Origin of the sequence: Rubrimonas cliftonensis, assembly GCF_900107585.1 — a bacterium.
Lineage (GTDB): Bacteria > Pseudomonadota > Alphaproteobacteria > Rhodobacterales > Rhodobacteraceae > Rubrimonas > Rubrimonas cliftonensis.
Genome location: NZ_FNQM01000038.1, coordinates 1 through 14,790 on the forward strand (window position 1 = coordinate 1; position 14,790 = coordinate 14,790).

Annotated in this window: 15 protein-coding genes and 1 pseudogene; 7 read left to right on the forward strand and 9 right to left on the reverse strand. The window is 66.0% G+C overall.

Annotated elements, in window-relative coordinates:
- From BLW43_RS21400 to BLW43_RS21420, 5 genes are all read left to right on the forward strand, one after another.
- Window positions 1–263, forward strand: a 263-nt coding sequence (locus BLW43_RS21400; protein WP_175479049.1) for a Uma2 family endonuclease, incomplete at its 5' end; no start/stop codon positions are given.
- Window positions 264–621: 358 nt separating this feature from the next.
- The gene (locus tag BLW43_RS21405; RefSeq protein WP_093256652.1) at window positions 622–975 is read left to right on the forward strand and encodes a hypothetical protein; all 354 of its coding nucleotides are present in this window, start codon (window positions 622–624) and stop codon (window positions 973–975) included.
- The gene (locus BLW43_RS21410; RefSeq protein ID WP_093256655.1) at window positions 972–2,426 is read left to right on the forward strand and encodes a hypothetical protein; all 1,455 of its coding nucleotides are present in this window, start codon (window positions 972–974) and stop codon (window positions 2,424–2,426) included. The genes BLW43_RS21405 and BLW43_RS21410 overlap by 4 nt, the downstream gene beginning before the upstream one ends.
- A 10-nt stretch (window positions 2,427–2,436) precedes the next feature.
- A complete protein-coding gene (locus BLW43_RS21415; RefSeq protein WP_093256657.1) occupies window positions 2,437–3,087 on the forward strand; it encodes an AHH domain-containing protein in 651 nt (216 codons plus the stop codon).
- Window positions 3,084–3,701 (forward strand): imm11 family protein, encoded by a 618-nt coding sequence (locus BLW43_RS21420; protein ID WP_093256660.1) that lies wholly within the window; start codon window positions 3,084–3,086, stop codon window positions 3,699–3,701. The genes BLW43_RS21415 and BLW43_RS21420 overlap by 4 nt, the downstream gene beginning before the upstream one ends.
- A gap of 73 nt (window positions 3,702–3,774) precedes the next feature.
- On the opposite strand, the pseudogene BLW43_RS21425 reads toward BLW43_RS21420, so the two are convergent.
- The 7 genes and pseudogenes from BLW43_RS21425 to BLW43_RS21455 form a co-directional block, all read right to left on the reverse strand.
- Window positions 3,775–4,356, reverse strand: a pseudogene (locus BLW43_RS21425) (IS6 family transposase); the annotation flags it as partial.
- 567 nt (window positions 4,357–4,923) lie between these two features.
- Window positions 4,924–5,964, reverse strand: coding sequence for a hypothetical protein (locus tag BLW43_RS23200; RefSeq protein ID WP_139284192.1), 1,041 nt, complete (start codon window positions 5,962–5,964; stop codon window positions 4,924–4,926).
- A 66-nt stretch (window positions 5,965–6,030) separates the two neighbouring features.
- A complete protein-coding gene (locus BLW43_RS23790) occupies window positions 6,031–6,630 on the reverse strand; it encodes a hypothetical protein (protein ID WP_093256665.1) in 600 nt (199 codons plus the stop codon).
- 82 nt (window positions 6,631–6,712) lie between these two features.
- Entirely contained in the window at window positions 6,713–7,264 is a 552-nt protein-coding gene (locus tag BLW43_RS21440) for a hypothetical protein (protein ID WP_093256668.1), read from the reverse strand.
- Window positions 7,261–7,770 carry a phage tail protein gene (locus BLW43_RS21445; protein ID WP_093256670.1) on the reverse strand — a complete coding sequence of 170 codons (510 nt, stop codon included), beginning with the start codon at window positions 7,768–7,770 and terminating at the stop codon, window positions 7,261–7,263. The genes BLW43_RS21440 and BLW43_RS21445 overlap by 4 nt, the downstream gene beginning before the upstream one ends.
- A 9-nt stretch (window positions 7,771–7,779) precedes the next feature.
- Window positions 7,780–8,301 carry a phage tail protein gene (locus BLW43_RS21450; protein ID WP_093256673.1) on the reverse strand — a complete coding sequence of 174 codons (522 nt, stop codon included), beginning with the start codon at window positions 8,299–8,301 and terminating at the stop codon, window positions 7,780–7,782.
- A gap of 15 nt (window positions 8,302–8,316) precedes the next feature.
- On the reverse strand, window positions 8,317–8,823 hold the full coding sequence (locus tag BLW43_RS21455) for a phage tail protein (RefSeq protein WP_093256676.1): 507 nt from the start codon (window positions 8,821–8,823) through the stop codon (window positions 8,317–8,319).
- A 102-nt stretch (window positions 8,824–8,925) separates the two neighbouring features.
- On the opposite strand from BLW43_RS21455, the gene BLW43_RS21460 reads away from it, so the two are divergent.
- Window positions 8,926–9,600, forward strand: a complete 675-nt coding sequence (locus BLW43_RS21460) for a LuxR C-terminal-related transcriptional regulator (RefSeq protein ID WP_093256678.1) — start codon at window positions 8,926–8,928, stop codon at window positions 9,598–9,600.
- The gene (locus BLW43_RS21465) at window positions 9,597–11,411 is read left to right on the forward strand and encodes a sensor histidine kinase (protein WP_093256681.1); all 1,815 of its coding nucleotides are present in this window, start codon (window positions 9,597–9,599) and stop codon (window positions 11,409–11,411) included. The genes BLW43_RS21460 and BLW43_RS21465 overlap by 4 nt, the downstream gene beginning before the upstream one ends.
- A 256-nt stretch (window positions 11,412–11,667) precedes the next feature.
- Here BLW43_RS21465 and BLW43_RS23210 read toward each other — a convergent pair whose 3' ends face one another.
- Together BLW43_RS23210 and BLW43_RS21470 are read right to left on the reverse strand one after the other, a co-directional pair.
- Complete coding sequence (locus tag BLW43_RS23210) at window positions 11,668–13,575, reverse strand: hypothetical protein (protein ID WP_139284193.1); 1,908 nt, start codon at window positions 13,573–13,575, stop codon at window positions 11,668–11,670.
- Between the two features lie 351 nt (window positions 13,576–13,926).
- Entirely contained in the window at window positions 13,927–14,619 is a 693-nt protein-coding gene (locus BLW43_RS21470; RefSeq protein WP_093256683.1) for an IS6 family transposase, read from the reverse strand.
- Window positions 14,620–14,790: the final 171 nt, after the last annotated feature.

Genomic DNA, 14,790 nt, shown 5'->3' on the forward strand with positions numbered 1-14,790 from the left:
GGATCACGATCGCGCCGGACTGGGTCTGCGAGGTGCTGTCGCCGAGCACCCGCACCTATGACCTCACCGAGAAGCGCGACGTCTATCGCGAGCAGGACGTCGCATGGCTCTGGTTCGTCGACCCTGCGGCGCGCACGCTGGAGGCGTTCGCGCTGAAGAACGGCGCCTGGGTGCTGATCGCCGCCCTTCATGACGACGCCGAAGTGCGCGTGGCGCCGTTCGACGCTGTGGGGTTCGGTCTCGGCGCGCTTTGGGCGGACTGACGCGGCAGCGACGCAGGATTGCAGAGAAAAGTTGGAGTAGACGGGTGTGTTCCCTGCGCTGTCTGAGGAGCGGTTTTATAAACCGATGCCACAATTTGAACTCGTGTGGCGGACCGGTTTGGACACCGACGCGGATCTGCGCCGGATATAGTTAAAGTGACGCCACCGCAAGCGGGCATTTCGCCGCTTTCTCAAATAGTTGTGGCGGGGCCGGGTGTGTCGCGGCTGATTGCGCGAAGCTGGCTGCGGTCACGGAGACCCATGTGCGACGCGCAGCGAACAGAATTGACGGCGGCCGCACCATCACTATCAATCGCGCTAAGCCCCGCGCGTGGGTGATGGACCGGGAGGGGCCGCAATGGCACTTCGCTTCACCGCCTCGCAGGTGTCCGTCATCGGCGCGGCCATGACGCCCTATCGCGCCGACGACATCCGCCTCGCCCTCCTGCGCGACTTTCCGGAAGCGCTTTCCGACCGCAGCCCCGCCGATCTCGGGGCGCGGGTGCGCTCGGAGGTGGCGCGGTTTCTCGAGCTCGGATTTCGCCGCCATGAGCACGTCCACATGCTCGTGGCGTGGTCGCTTCTGACGGAGGCGCCGACGCCTGACGCTCAGACTGAGGCAGCCCTTCGGGAGGCCTTGGCGAACGGCGAACCAGAGGATTGGCGCTTCGCGCTCGCACGCCGAGCCGTCATGCGGGCTGCGGACCGATGACCGACGCTTACGATATCGAGACGCGGACGCGGCAGTCAGCCAGCGCCCAGCGCGGAGATGTCGACAATCCGCAGCAGCCGTGCCGCGATTTCGTGATCGTAGAAGCGCGCTACGCGGATCGGTGGCGCACCCCGATGGCCGGCGCAGAGTTCGATCTCTACGTCAACGACGCAAGGGTCGTCAGCGCGGGCCGTCTGCTCGACTATCCCGACGTCGGCCTCGCCCCGGGACGCCCGCCTGGCTCGGAAGCCGAGCGCGAGGCCTATGCTAGGCTCGGCACCTTCGAGCACCGCAACTGCGAACCTGGCGATGCGCGCGCGGAGATCATCCGCGACTCCTCCGCCGAACAGGAAGTCGATGAGCTGGCCGAGGCGGTGCGCGCTAGGCTCGACGGCGCCTACCGTGCGCTCAAGGACAAGATGCGCCCCTATCAGGAGCAGTGGGACCGCTGGGGCTATCTCAGCCTCCCGATCGCCCAGGCGCAGGGACTCGCGGAGAGCGCCGAGGAGTGGGCCGTAGGCCTTGGCGACCTGTTCACGACCCAATACTGGTCCGAGATCGGCGAGGGCTTGTCCACGCTCGGTTCGGGGGCGCTCGACACGGCGCGCGCCGCCGGAGGTCGCGCGCTGGAACTGGCTGACGAGATCTACGACAACCGCGAGAACTTCATCGACGGCGACTGGTGGTGGCGTCAGGGGGAAGAGACCGTCGATAGCGCCCGCCAGACCGCGGCCGACCTCGCCGCGACGATCGGCGAGGGAGCCGCGGCGATGGAGAGGTCTTCGCGGGCGGCGGCCGCGGTGTTCCGCCAGCGCGATGCGATCATGGCCCTGCCTGATCTCGTGGTGGCCGGCGACGTCGACGGCATCGAGCGGTTCATCGACACCGCGCTCGCCGACATCGACCCAGACCTCGCGGCGCAGATGCGCTATGACAAGACGTGGCAGAGCAGCATCGAGCTTTTGCATGACGGCGAGACCGCGGCCCTGTTCACGACCTACTTGAGCCTGTTCCTGTCGGCGACGCCGCCGAACTTCTGGCACCACATCTACGGCCGGGCGGGCTTCTACGTTCTGGTGGAGGTGGTCCTGCTGGTGATCGGCGCGCTGCTGGGCGGCGCCGGCGCGGCGGCGCGGATCGCGGTGATCACCGCCCGGCTCGGCCGTTTCGCCGCGACAGCCGGGCGCCTTGGTCAGGCGGCTGACAAGGTGATGGACGCCGTGCGCGCCACGATCCGCATGTTCGACGCCCTTCGCGACAGCATCACCGACATCGACCGGCTCAAGGACAGGCTGCTCATGGCGCGGCGACGATCGGTGCAGCGCGGCGGCACGCGATCCACGTTACGCCACCGCCGCGACACCGAGGAGCGGGACGGCCGCTGTCGAGTCTGCGGCAATCGCGGCCACGCCACGCCGATCCCGCGGCGTGGCCAGGTCGACTACGTCTGAGGAGGTCCGCGTGGGCTATCGCGAGAACATTCTCGGGGCGGTGCGTACCGACCGCCGCCATCCGATCTGGAACGGCGTGAAGATGCAGGCCCACCATCTTCTCTCAAAAAGCGGCGTGCGGATAAGCGGCCTCAAGGCCGATCTCGAGCACCTCGGCTATGACATTAACGTCAAGGAGAACCTCGTGCTCCTGCCTTGCACGCTCAAGGGCGCGTGTCATCTCAAGGTGCAGCTTCACCGCGGAAACCACACCGCGACCGCGGACATAGACATCCTTAGCGGCGATGACGACGACGACGCGGACAGCTACCACGGGCTCAGCTACCACGCCCTTGTGGTGACCTTGCTCGGCGACATCCGCCTCGACCGCAATAGGGGCAGACTGTGCATGAGGAGGGCGGCCACGATCCAGGATGAACTCGACGAGCTCAGCGAGACCATGCTCGACGCGATAAAGACGTTCGTGATCCCGCTCACGTCGATCCACGAGAGTTTCGCGCCGATCACGAGGTCGGGCTGTTGCGGCGAGGACGCGACGCCAGCGGCCGCGCGGCTCTTGGAGGCGGGACAGGCGCCCGAATGCCCGGAGGGGCGCGACCATCGCGGCCGAGAGGGGATCTCGGCGGCCGCGCGGATCTGGAACCTGAGGGTGGGCAGATGACTGGCATCGCGAGCGAGTACAGTCTCCTGTTTCCGTCCTTCACCCCCGGCATGGTAATGCTTGCGCCGGATCGGGACACGAGTGCGCGGCACTATCTGTCACATCATCTGGCGCCCGGCCGCCCGCTCCGGTTCTCCAACGGATTCGCCGACCAGCTCGAGACGGGAATGCAAGAGAGGCTCGACGACATGCTCTTCGATGGAAAGACGTTCGGCGTACGGGATCGGGTGCGAGAGCTGATTGAGCCGTTCGCAATCGAGGGCTTGCAATTCCACCCGATGATCTTCGACGCGGCGAATGGCGGGCGCCATGATGACTACTGGTATGCGAACCTGCATCTGGAGCGGCCGTGGCTAGACCGAAACGCGTCGGAGTTGATGCCCGGGCGCTCGAGCGATCCGTCAGCGCGGCGGGTGTTCGTTCTGCGCTACCGACTGGATGAGACGGCGCTTGCCGCGACGCCTCGCGAGTCGCGCCTCATCTTCCGTCTTGAGGGCGTGCGCAATGCGAACTTCTTCGTTCACACCGAGCTGGTTGCGCGGCTGCGCTCGGCACGCGTGACCGGGTTTCGGGCGTTTCCCGTTCTCGAGTTCCGCGAAGGCATGCAGAATTGATGTGTTCTCCGACTCGTCCTAGGGCATTGCCAAGTTGCAGCAATCAAGACGCGCTTGTCTGCGGGCTTGGGCTTCAGGCCTTCAGTTCGGCGGCATAGTCATCCCAGAGGCGGAATGCGTCGGCTCGAGCATGACGCCAAGAGGTGGCGGAGAGACAATAGCGGCGGGGGCGGAAGACGACGCCGATCTGGTCGTGAGCGGAGAGAAACCGTTGCGCCTGCCTCGGCGACTTGAACCGGCCCATGACCTTCTCACGCTTTCGGGTGGGGCGGTGCGACCCCTCGATCCGGTTGTTCAGTCCCTTGTGCGCGCGATGTTCGGCGTTCGGGGTCAGGTCCCTGATCGGCTTGGTGTAGCGGCGCAGCTTGTCCGTGACGACGACGCGCGCATCGCCGAACCGAGATATCAGCCGCTTCAGGAAACGCTTGGCTGCCTTCGCGTTTCGCCGCGGCTGGACGAGGATGTCCAGCACGTCGCCGTCAGCGTCGACAGCCCGCCACAGCCAGTGATTCACGCCGTTGATCGCGAGGACGACCTCGTCGATGTGCCACTTGTCTGCGGCGCCAGGGCGGTCGCGCCGGATGCAACTGGCGAACTGCGCCCCGAAGCGGTTCACCCACAGCCGGATTGCCTCTCGGCTGACGATGACGCCCCGTGTCATGGTGCCCTAAATCGTGCGACTCATGCCCATAAATTTTCGTTTAGTTACAATGATCTCATGGTGCCCTTTTTCGTGCGGTGGTATCATTGATCGAGGGATGGCGTCCAAGATAGCGGAATGACTGATCGAGGAGTTATACTCGCACACGATTTGAGATCATCGACACTCCATCGCCGCGACGAAAATATTCTCGACTTTGGGACCGCGCGCGTTCGAGCAGATCATCGATGTCGCACGAATAATGGCGCCACGATTGGTAGCTTCTCGCAGAGTCGCATCGATTAGGGCACCATGACGGTAGTCCCTCCTGACGGCACTTCTGCGCCAAAAACGGCCGGTCGAATGATGTGGACGACTCGCGCAGGAGCCGCCTTTCAGATCACGTGCTGACTTCAACTGGGCTGCCTGAGAAAACTCCGTCCCCAAGGCAGCTTAGCCACGGCTCTCACTGGATGGGCACAACTCTTCAGGTTTGGCGCCAGCCCGTCTGGCGCAACCCTCGTGGGAGACTGCCGCGGGGTAGGCCGCCGACCCCGTCAGGCCGCTCCGCGATCGTCGGGCCTAATACGTGAAATTGGTGTAGCGTCGGAAGCCGGAGACCTTGCCCTTGAGCATGCCGTCGGGCTGCCAGTTGGCCGTGATGACGACGCCGTAGAGTTGCACGTTGTCGGGGGGAGCGGTGCGTGACCCTACGTAGCCGCGGCAGCCGTAATAGTTCTTCGACGCGCCGTCGAAATTTCCCCAACGAATGTGAAGATCCAGCTTCAAACCCTTAATGATCTCGTCGCCCAGGTCATGCCCCGCCGATTCCATCATCTTGAGATTGTGGCAGACCCAGCGGGTCCCCATCTGTTCGAAGTCATCCGGCATCCAGCTGTTTGTGTTGAGGGTGGCGCCCACGCCTTTCGCCTCCACGATGAGATACTGCGTCGTCACGGTGCGACCGCTTCGGAGCGCACGTATCCATATCTGGTCGAACCCGGGGCCGCTGTGCTCCTTCATGCCCCAAGCCATCTGGAACCCCGCGAGCGTGAGCGAGCCGCCGCGGGCGCTTGTGAAAGTGTTGCGGGAAAGCATCGTGAGCGCCGCCGCGGCCTCGCCCGTCGCCTCCGTGACGTCGGTGTTCTTTTGGGCTGCTTGGAGCTTCTCTTTCACCTTCTGGAAGTGCGCGACCGCCGTGTCATCGTTCACGGCTTTCGGGCAGTCGATGATCAATCCTTCGGTTTGACCTAGCCGTCGGGTGTCGAGACCCTTGTAGGCGAGACAAACGTCTCTCGCCCCCGAGTTGGTCCAGTTGCGATCGGTCAAATCCTTAACATGGCGGACAGCGTCGTTGAGGTCGTCACCCGGCCATATCGTCCGCGCCGGCGCCGAGCGCGATCGGCCATGGATGATGTTTCGGCGGGCCATCACGGTGCGACGCTCGGATTGACCCAGGCTGACGCCACGATAGCGGTTCACTACAGTGCCAAAGCCAATCCTTTCTTGGAACACTATTTTACAAGACGCGTTGGGACATTGTACATTTTTTCTTTTGAAGGTGAGATCATGCGCCACAAATTGGTGCTGGCAAGAAGGGCATTCTACGGTTTTTGACGCCATGGCGCTCTCCAAGCACGTCTTCAACAGGCGTTGGGCGCATCAAGTGGGCGCCGGCGATGCGCATGCTCACCCTCGTCGAGGCCGCCCCAAGATCGCCAGAAACAGCAGCGACAGGACGCGGCGGCGGGCGAGGGCCAGCGCGGCCAGCGCTGCGGCGAGCGCGGGCAGGGTGGCGGGCAGCGGAACGGGCGCCGGCGGCGTTCGCGGCGTCACCGAGAAGTTGCTCGACGTGAAGACGGTTCCCGTCTCGTTGAAATTGAAGAAGTCGACCTCGTCGCCCAACCGGAAATCGATCTGAACGCCCAGTAGCTGACCGTTCTGAAAGAAGTCGAGCACCTCCGCCGACAACCCGGCGCCGATGTCGACCGGGGTGCGCGCGTTGACCAGAACGCCGGCGTCGGCGCTGGCGCTGGAGAGCGTCCGGTTGAAAGCGTCGTCGGCGAAGCCTGCGCCGGAGAAGGACCATGGCCCCAGATCCTCCGCCTCGACCACGCCGTCGCCGTCGAGGTCGTGGGCGGTGAAGAAACCCGTGATGACGCCCGCGTCGTCCTGCGTGCCGTCGGCGATGTCGATGAAGGGCGCCAGAACCTCGACGTCGAAGGTCGTCGCGGCGGCGGCCGGGCTCGCGACAAGGGCGAGGGCGAGGGCGGTGCGGGCGAGGCTCATGACGAATACACTCCTTGAACGATGATGGGGACCGTGATGACGCGAACGGGTCGGCGGGCCCCGCGCCCGCCCGCCGCGGCGATCATCGGCGCAGCCGGCGCGCCGCGCCCAGCGCGAACAGCGCGGCGGCGAGCGCTGGCAGCGTGGCGGGCAGCGGGATGGGCACCGGCGGCGTTCGCTCCGTCACGGACAGGTCCGACGACGCGACCGTCTCCCCCGGCCCGGCGAGTCTGCTGAACGCGACGTCGAGGCCCCGGACGAAGTCGATCTCGACGCGCAGAGCCGGGGCGCTCCCCGTGAACGCGATGGTCTGAACCGCGAGCCCCGCGCCGATGTCTACGGCGCCTTTCCTGCTGTTCGTGACGACGCCCCTGCCCCGGTCGTCGGCGGACAGCGTGGCGTTGAAGACGTCGTCGGCGAAGCCCGCGCCGGTGAAGGACCACGCGATGACGTCGCTCGCCTGGATCAGGCCGTCGCCGTTCTCATCGTCGACGGTGAAGAAGCCCGTGAGGGAGCCCCCTGCGTCCACTGCGGCGTGGACGAAGGGGCCCGGGACCACGACGTCGAACGTGGTCGCGGCTGAGGCGGGACTGGCGAGAAGGCCGAGCGCGAGGGCGATGCGGGCGAGGCTCATGACGGAAACACTCCCTGAACGGCGATGTGGAACGCGACGACGAGAAAGGGCTGACGGTTCTCATGGGCCGCGCCCCCGCCGGCCTCTTCGATCGCCGTGTCGGCCATGGCGACCGTGGGCACGGCCTCGGCGTAGGCGCGGGCGCCGGCGCGCGCCGGCAACGCGTCGGCGGCGGGTCCCGCGTTGGCCGGAAGCGGCGTGGCCAGAAGCGCATGCGCGTGACGGGGCGACTGGGCCGCCGTGAGTGCGACGGCCGCGGTCCCGCCGCTCTCGCCGAGCGTCCTGGCGGTCAGCCCCGGGCCGCGCCCCTCGCCCAGCGGCGCGCGACCGCGCAGGTCCGGCAGCGCAAAGGTCGTCCGACCGTCGCCCCCGAAGCGCGCCCCGATCACGGCGAACAACTGCGACGCATCGGACACCTGCAACAGCCGGCCGTCGCATGGCGTAAAGTCCCGAGGCGCGTGGCCGAAGGCGAAAGGCCGGATCTCCCCGATGAACGCGTCGGTCATTCCGCCCCCCTACGACCGCGACGGGTAGGCGCCCGTCACCGCGATGATCACCGCCACAGCCGCGAAGGGCGCCATGTTCTCGTGAGGAGCGCCATCGCCTGCCTCCGACACGGCGCCGTCCGCCATTCGCGCCGCCACGGCGGCGGGCGCGCGAAAGCGCTGCGCCGCCGTCGACGCGGCGATCAGCGCGCCGGCCGGATCAGGCGTGTCGCCGTCGGCGGCGTCCGCGGACAGGTCATGGCCGTGCGGCGGCAGGTTCTCGGCCGCCAGGGCGACGGCCTCCGCGCCGCCCTCCGCGCCCAGCCTGCGGTGGCTCAGCCCCGGCCCCTGTCCCCGATGGACCGGCACGCGACCGCGCAGGTCGGGCAGCGCGAAGGTCGTGCGCCCGTCGCCGCCATAGGTCACGCCCAGCAGCGAGAACAGCGCCTCGTTGCTGGCGATCGGCAGCAGCGCGCCGTCGCAGGCGGCCCAGCCGGCGGGCGTCTGGTCGCCCGCCATGAGCCTTATCTCTCCCAGCATGGGCGTCGGCATGTCGTTCGCTCTCCCTCAAGCCTGCGCCGGATAGAGACCGCCGAGCGCGATGCAGACCTGGAGGACCGCGAAGGGCTGCATTGTGTCGTGCGCGGCGCCCGCCCCCTCCTCCGCAAGCGCCCCTGCAATCGCGACGGCGGATGACGGCGCGCTGACATAGCCCCCGGCCAGCGGCGCGAAGGCGGCGTCCGTCGGCGCAACCACGGCGGGCGCGGCGGGTGCGGCGCGAAGTCCGTGGCGATGTGGCGCCATCGTCTCGACGCTCAGCGCAACGCGCTCCGCGCCGCCGCGGGCGCCGAGAGCGAGATGCGCCGCGCCGGCCTCTACGCCGATCGGCATCCGGCCTCGCATGTCGGGCAATGCGAAGGTGGTCTTCCCGTCGCCGCCGAAGGTCGCGCCGATCAAGGAGTAGAGCGCCTCGTTGCGCGCGATCTCGAGCACCTGTCCGTCGCAAGCCGCCCAGCCCGATGGCGCGAAAGGCAGCGCAAAGAGACGCAACTCGCCGATGAAGGGGTCTGACATACGAGGGCGCTCCCGCATCGCGTGCAAAAAAACGATGAGCCTAGACAACGATGCATTTACGCTACCGCCGATCAGGCCGCCGCCCCATGCACGGATCCATCTATGCCGCAGGTGACGCCAACGGAGGAAACGCCTCGACCGTGCCGCGTTCTCGTGGTCGAGGATCAACCGCACGCCGCGCGGCATCTCGCGCAGGCAGTCGACCATGCGACCGATCTGCATCTCGTCGGCGTCGCCGGGACGCTTGAACAAGGCCTGGCTCTGCTGGAGCGAACGCAGCCGCGCGTCGTTCTCGTCGACCTCGGTCTTCCCGATGGCAGCGGCCTCGATCTAATCCGCGTCGCAAGCCGCGTCGCGTGGCCCTGCGACAGCATCGTGATCAGCGTCTTTGCAGACGACCGTCATGTGGTCGGCGCGATCGAAGCCGGCGCGATCGGCTATCTGCAGAAGGCCACGCGCTCCGCCGAGGTCGCGCGCGCTATCGACGACGCCCTCGCAGGCGGCAGCCCCATCAGTCCTGGCGTCGCGCGCAGGATCCTGCGCCGCGTCGCCCGTGGCGAACCGGCGCAACGGAAGCCCTGCGCGGTTCCCCTGAGTTCGAGAGAGCACGAGGTGCTCCAGCTGGTGTCGGAAGGGCTGCAACGGCGCGAGATCGCCGAGGCGCTGGGGATCGCCATCGGCACGGTCGGCAATCACATCCACAGCATCTATCGCAAGCTTCAGGTCGCGTCGAACACAGGAGCCGTGTCGGCGGCGCGCCGCCTCGGACTGCTGTGACCCGGGCTCAGCTCGGCGCTCTGGTTCAGATCCTCGCGCTTACTGCGCTGTTCACCGTCGCGCTGGTCGCAGCCGGGCGCGTCGTCGACGCGCCGCCCGAGGGAGGCGTGCGCCTTTCGCGCGCCGAGCTTTGTGATCCGCCGGCGCAGTGTCGTCCGGTTGGTCTGCCGTATCGCTTCTCCGCGCGACCCGGCGACGACCTCGCCCTTGCGCGCTTTCGTCTGACGGTTCCGGCGGGCGAGAGGGTCGGGCCGCAGGCGATCTACTTGCCCGATTATGCGGACGCGCTCAGCCTGGCGCTCGATGCGCGCGCGCTTGCCGTGCTGCGGCCTGGTCCGCCATCCACGCTCAATCGCAACCGGCCGGTGCTCTTCACGCTGCCGGAGAATGCGATCGGTCCTGAAGCCGCCGACCTTGAGATCGTTGTCGCGGCGCATCCACAGGCGGGGGGCCGGCTTGGCCCGGTCTGGGTCGGGCCGCGACGGTCTCTGGCGGAGGCGTACGCCTGGCGCCACGCCCTGACGGCAAGCCTGGCTCAGGCCGTTTTCCTGGTGCTATGCGGCCTGAGCTTGGCTTTCGTCCTGTTGGCGGGGCTGCGGCGCAGCGCGGCGACGGCTTGGCTCGCGGTGGCCACCCTGGCGGCCGCGGTCTATGCGGCGGCCTTCGCCGTCTCGACGCCCCCGGCGCCGGTCCATGCGTGGGTCTTGATGTCGGAGGCCGCGATCCGCCTCTACGCAGTGGCGGCCGCCCTCTTCCTGCTGCGCCTTGTCGACGTGCGCGCCCCGCGGTTCGAGCGCCTCTACGGCTGCTTCGCGGCGGCCTGCATCGCGGCCCTCGCGCTGGCGCCGCCGCACTTGACGCAAACCGTCTCGACCGCCACCCACATCCTCAGCATCGCGCCGGCCGTCGCCTTCGTCGTCCTGTTCTGTCCGAACCGGCGCAATCTCGAAATGGTGGACACGCGCGCACTCATGGCGGTCTTCGCGCTGATGCTCGCCAGCGGGATCGGAGGACTGTTCGTGGACGGCGCCTCCGCGCTGGGAACGGTCGTGACGCAGCTCATGCCGTTGCTGATGCTGTCGCTCGGCGGCTGGGCGATGATGAGCCAGCTGGTCGGGGCGATCCGTCAGGCCGAGGCGCTGGCGCGAACCCTGCAGACGCGCGTCGACGAAAAGGCGGCGGAACTGGAAGCGACCTATACGGAACTGGCCGAGCGCCGACGCGCCGAAGCGGTGCTGGCCGAGCGCGAGCGCATCATGACCGACCTTCACGACGGCGTCGGAGGCCAGCTGGTGACGGCGCTGAGCTACCTGGAGCATGGCGGGGGTGACCGTGATCTGCTGCGCGGCGCGCTCGACGCCTGCCTCGCCGATCTGAACCTGACCATGGACAGCCTTGAGGCCGACGAGGACGTCCTTGCTCTGCTGGCCTTGTTGCGCGCCAGAATGACGCCGGTGTTCGAGGCTCGCGGCGTCAAGGTCGCGTGGTCGGTCGCCGCGCCGCCCGCGCCGCCGAAACCGGGGCCGTCGACGTCGCTGCATATCCTGCGCATCGTGCAGGAGGCGCTCACCAACACGCTGAAGCATGCCGAGGCGACGCGCGTGCGCGTGCGCATCGACCGCGACGCAATAGAGATCGCCGATGACGGTCGCGGCTTCACGCCAGAGGCGCGGGACGGCGGCGTCGGTCTGCGGTCGATGGCGCGCCGGGCGGCGGCGCTGCCGGCCGCCTTGCGTGTCGAGCCCGGCGAGAAAGGGACCTGTCTGATCTTGGCCTGGACGCCGCCAGATGGGGCGGCTGCGTTGCCCTAAGCTCAGGCTGTTGACAATAAAATCAGAGAGTTACGAAGGCCTTCCCAAACAACCTGCGTGATTTCAAAGCATTGTAGGTCACCCGGTAGGGTAAGTTTCTGCAGTTTGGTTACGGTAATCCCGTCACAGAGTATTGGCCTCGGAGGCGAAGGCCAACAGCCGTTGCCACTGCCTCCATGACGAATATGGACGAAGAATCGCCGCCTCAGGCTGCGGCCTTCCCGATGGGCCTATTCATTGGAGAATAGCCCTTTCGCTAAAGCCAAGGGGCTAACGCGGCGCGCTGATTGGTGGTAAGAGACTGTAGAAGTCCACCCCTTCGGAGCGCACGCACGACTTCAGGACCCCAACTCCTGCTTTGCTGTTCTGCCAGCGGGCGACCATATCGGTCGAGGACGGCCGCCGCATGCCGCAGCATCTCGTCGTTTCGCACACGGCTGTCGAGTCCACTAAGAATGCTCGTTTTCCAATCGCATTCGTATAGCCGTCCTGCAGGCGACTCGATGAAAACGTCGAGTCGACTTCCGCCCTGACCTGGCTTTACTGTGTGCTCGGCTAAAACCCTGTAACCGTTCGGCACACTACCCGATTGAACGGCACGGTCCACCTCCCACCGGGCGAGAGTGTGGTACCGGGTGCCCGCGTTAGTGATCCCGGCCCGCCCGCCCTCGAGATAGCCCATGAAATTTGGGTCCAGCACCGCCTGATCCGCCGTGCGTTCGGCCACGTCATCGACGAAACCCGAGAAGAACAACCGATCCGCGGCTTCGTCGGGAATATGCGGAGGGCGAGGGGAACGGGGGCGGCGCGACAATTTGCGGACGAACGCGACGATCCGGGTGCGGGACAATCCCCGGGCCACAAGGATTCCTGCGCCGGTGAGGAGCGCGCCGCCTATCCCCCCGGTCGCCGCACCGACGATTATCCCATCAATGCGTTCGGCTAGATCGCCCTTGTCATGGCCGGCGCCCGAAATCGCGCCTAGGGTCGCGCCGGTGCCCCCGGCGCTTCTCATCCTCGCTGCCGTTGTCGCCCCACGCACCTGTCCGCCTACCGGGATAAGGATTGTCGGAACGCTGCCCGCAAGCTCTCCTGCGATGAAGTAGCCGCGGTTGCTGGTCTCCTCCTGCTCCATAAGCTGTCGGCGCTCCCGCAGCGCGTCCTCGTAGTCGCGCGACATGAGCCAGGCATCGAGACGAGAGAAAATTTCGTCGCCAAATCCAAAGGTGAGGCCCTGATCGACGCCGGATTCGAAACTTTCCGCGGCGCTCGCGGGCCGCGCCCCTGTAACGATTTGGTACTCCGCGAAAGCCCCACGTCGGTTCCTCAGATACGCTAGCCAGTTGGCCCCTTCGTAACTTCCTGCCTCCGCCACATCTACCCAGGCCAGCACGAGCTGCCGGACACTGTCCACATATCCTGAACCGAGCGGCTCATAGGTGATGAGCGCACCAAGCTCGTTCGGAGTAAGGTGCCGCGCATCGAACCGGCCTATGAATTCCTCCTCGCTCAGGCCGGCAGGAAACCCGTGCCATTCGGGCAGCGCGCTCGCGCGCAGCTGAGCCATGGTCTCATTTTCACTCGCCTGTTCTTCGGCGCCTTCGGTTCCGAATACAACTTGGAGCCGCGTCACATCGGTCGGGAGTGCATGGCGCTCTGAAACACCTTCGGTGTTTAACGTCCCGGTCACGAGAAGCACGTCCGTCGTGTCGTCATATATCCGATAGGGCACGGCCAGGGTGTCGCTGTTCGGCGGCTCCTCGACCAGTGCAACCTCTACCCAGTTCAGCGGGCACGTCTCGCAGGAACTCTGTGGTTGCGAAGTGGCTGAGAAGGATGCTTCCAGATCGTCCGCAGCTGATGCGGCCTGGCTCGCCCCCGGGCTGACCCGCAAATAGCGGTAATAGATGTCAAAGGCTTGGGCATGGCCTTCGGGCGTAATTGCCTCCCGACCAGCGCGGCTGCAGCCCGGCAACGGTGGACTGCCGGCAGGCACCGCGGTAATAAGATCTGGTGCGTTGAGACCCTGCGCCGCGGCGCTGGCCCCTATCCGCTCAATCGCAACGAGGATGGCAGCCCAGGCGGCGTCACGATCGTAAGGCGCAAGCCTTTGAAGATAGCCATCAGGTACAGAAAGAACAATTGGCTCGTATTTTTCGCACATGACTTGAAGCTCAGAGAGGGGGGGAAGACAACTGGGCGATATGAAGGGCGCGCCGGCGACGGTCATCAGGACGCAAGAGCGGATTGCGGAGCGCTGCTTGTATTAAATAGTATTCACTTTTTTCTGAGAAATCCGCCTCGGTAAGTAGTGAAATATATACAATACAGGTTATTCCCCTCTCGTCGGGCATCCCAAATCGGCTAGCAGTCCTCACGCAAATTGCAATCAGATTAAAAAGTTCGCTTTCATTAAGTCCATTTTCTGGAAGATGCCGATCAAGGTATCCACGTAGCCGTACGCTATATTTTCTAAGAGAAATATTGCTCAATTCACGCATTTGATGAGAATTGATCAGAAGCATTGCGAACAACCCCAAGTCTGCAAGAACTCGTTACAATTGGAGCGAGCGGAGAGGCGGTGGCGTTTGGGGCGGAACGGAACGGCGAATTGGTCATGGGCGGACAAGAGCTGCTGCGCCTGCCCGGGGGACTTGAACCGCCCGAGCGCCTTCTCGCGCCGCCGGGTGTGGCGGTGCGAAGCCTCAACTCGGTTGTTGATGCCCTTGTGCCGGCGGTGCTCGAGGCCAGGCGCGAGATCGCCGATGGCGCTGGCGTAGCTGCCGAGCTTGTCCGTGACGATCACGCGCGGCCGGCCCCATCGCTGGATGAGCTTTCGCAGGAAGCGCTCGGCCGCCTTCGCGTTGCGGCGCGACTGCACCAACATGTCGAGCACCTCGCCACCGGCGTCCACCGCGCGCCACAGCCAATGGGTTTCGCCGTGGATGCGGATGACCATCTCATGGAGGTGCCACTGGTCATTCGGCGCCGGCCGAGCCCGCCGAACCGCGGCGGCGAACTGCGGCGCGAACCTCGCCACCCATTTCCGGATCGTCTCGTAGGATACGACCACGCCACGCTCGGCCAGCAGCTCCTCCACGTCGCGTAGGCTGAGATTGAAGCGAAGGTAGAGGCGCACAGCCTGGGCGATGATCTCGTGCGGGAAGCGATGGCCCTTGAGGCGCGGCCGAGAGTGAGCGTCGGTCATGGCCGCGCGCCACGAGTCGGGCGCAGCGGTGTCAATAAGTTGACGATCCCCTTGTCAAACACCGTCGTGCTTTCAACCGAACAGCAGCACGTCGCCTGTGAAGTCGGCGACGTCGAGCGCGCCGAAGCGCTGGGAGTTGACGAGGATCGAGCTGTCGCCGGCCTCGATCAG

What these genes read in the sequence shown, in the direction of transcription:
- BLW43_RS23210 (WP_139284193.1), bottom strand. Translation starts at nt 13,575, where the DNA reads ATGTGCGAAAAATACGAGCCAATTGTTCTTTCTGTACCTGATGGCTAT.
- BLW43_RS21450 (WP_093256673.1), bottom strand. Translation starts at nt 8,301, where the DNA reads ATGCCGACGCCCATGCTGGGAGAGATAAGGCTCATGGCGGGCGACCAG.
- BLW43_RS21455 (WP_093256676.1), bottom strand. Translation starts at nt 8,823, where the DNA reads ATGTCAGACCCCTTCATCGGCGAGTTGCGTCTCTTTGCGCTGCCTTTC.
- BLW43_RS21420 (WP_093256660.1), top strand. Translation starts at nt 3,084, where the DNA reads ATGACTGGCATCGCGAGCGAGTACAGTCTCCTGTTTCCGTCCTTCACC.
- BLW43_RS23200 (WP_139284192.1), bottom strand. Translation starts at nt 5,964, where the DNA reads ATGGCGTCAAAAACCGTAGAATGCCCTTCTTGCCAGCACCAATTTGTG.
- BLW43_RS21460 (WP_093256678.1), top strand. Translation starts at nt 8,926, where the DNA reads ATGCCGCAGGTGACGCCAACGGAGGAAACGCCTCGACCGTGCCGCGTT.
- BLW43_RS23790 (WP_093256665.1), bottom strand. Translation starts at nt 6,630, where the DNA reads ATGAGCCTCGCCCGCACCGCCCTCGCCCTCGCCCTTGTCGCGAGCCCG.
- BLW43_RS21470 (WP_093256683.1), bottom strand. Translation starts at nt 14,619, where the DNA reads ATGACCGACGCTCACTCTCGGCCGCGCCTCAAGGGCCATCGCTTCCCG.
- BLW43_RS21445 (WP_093256670.1), bottom strand. Translation starts at nt 7,770, where the DNA reads ATGACCGACGCGTTCATCGGGGAGATCCGGCCTTTCGCCTTCGGCCAC.
- BLW43_RS21410 (WP_093256655.1), top strand. Translation starts at nt 972, where the DNA reads ATGACCGACGCTTACGATATCGAGACGCGGACGCGGCAGTCAGCCAGC.
- BLW43_RS21440 (WP_093256668.1), bottom strand. Translation starts at nt 7,264, where the DNA reads ATGAGCCTCGCCCGCATCGCCCTCGCGCTCGGCCTTCTCGCCAGTCCC.
- BLW43_RS21405 (WP_093256652.1), top strand. Translation starts at nt 622, where the DNA reads ATGGCACTTCGCTTCACCGCCTCGCAGGTGTCCGTCATCGGCGCGGCC.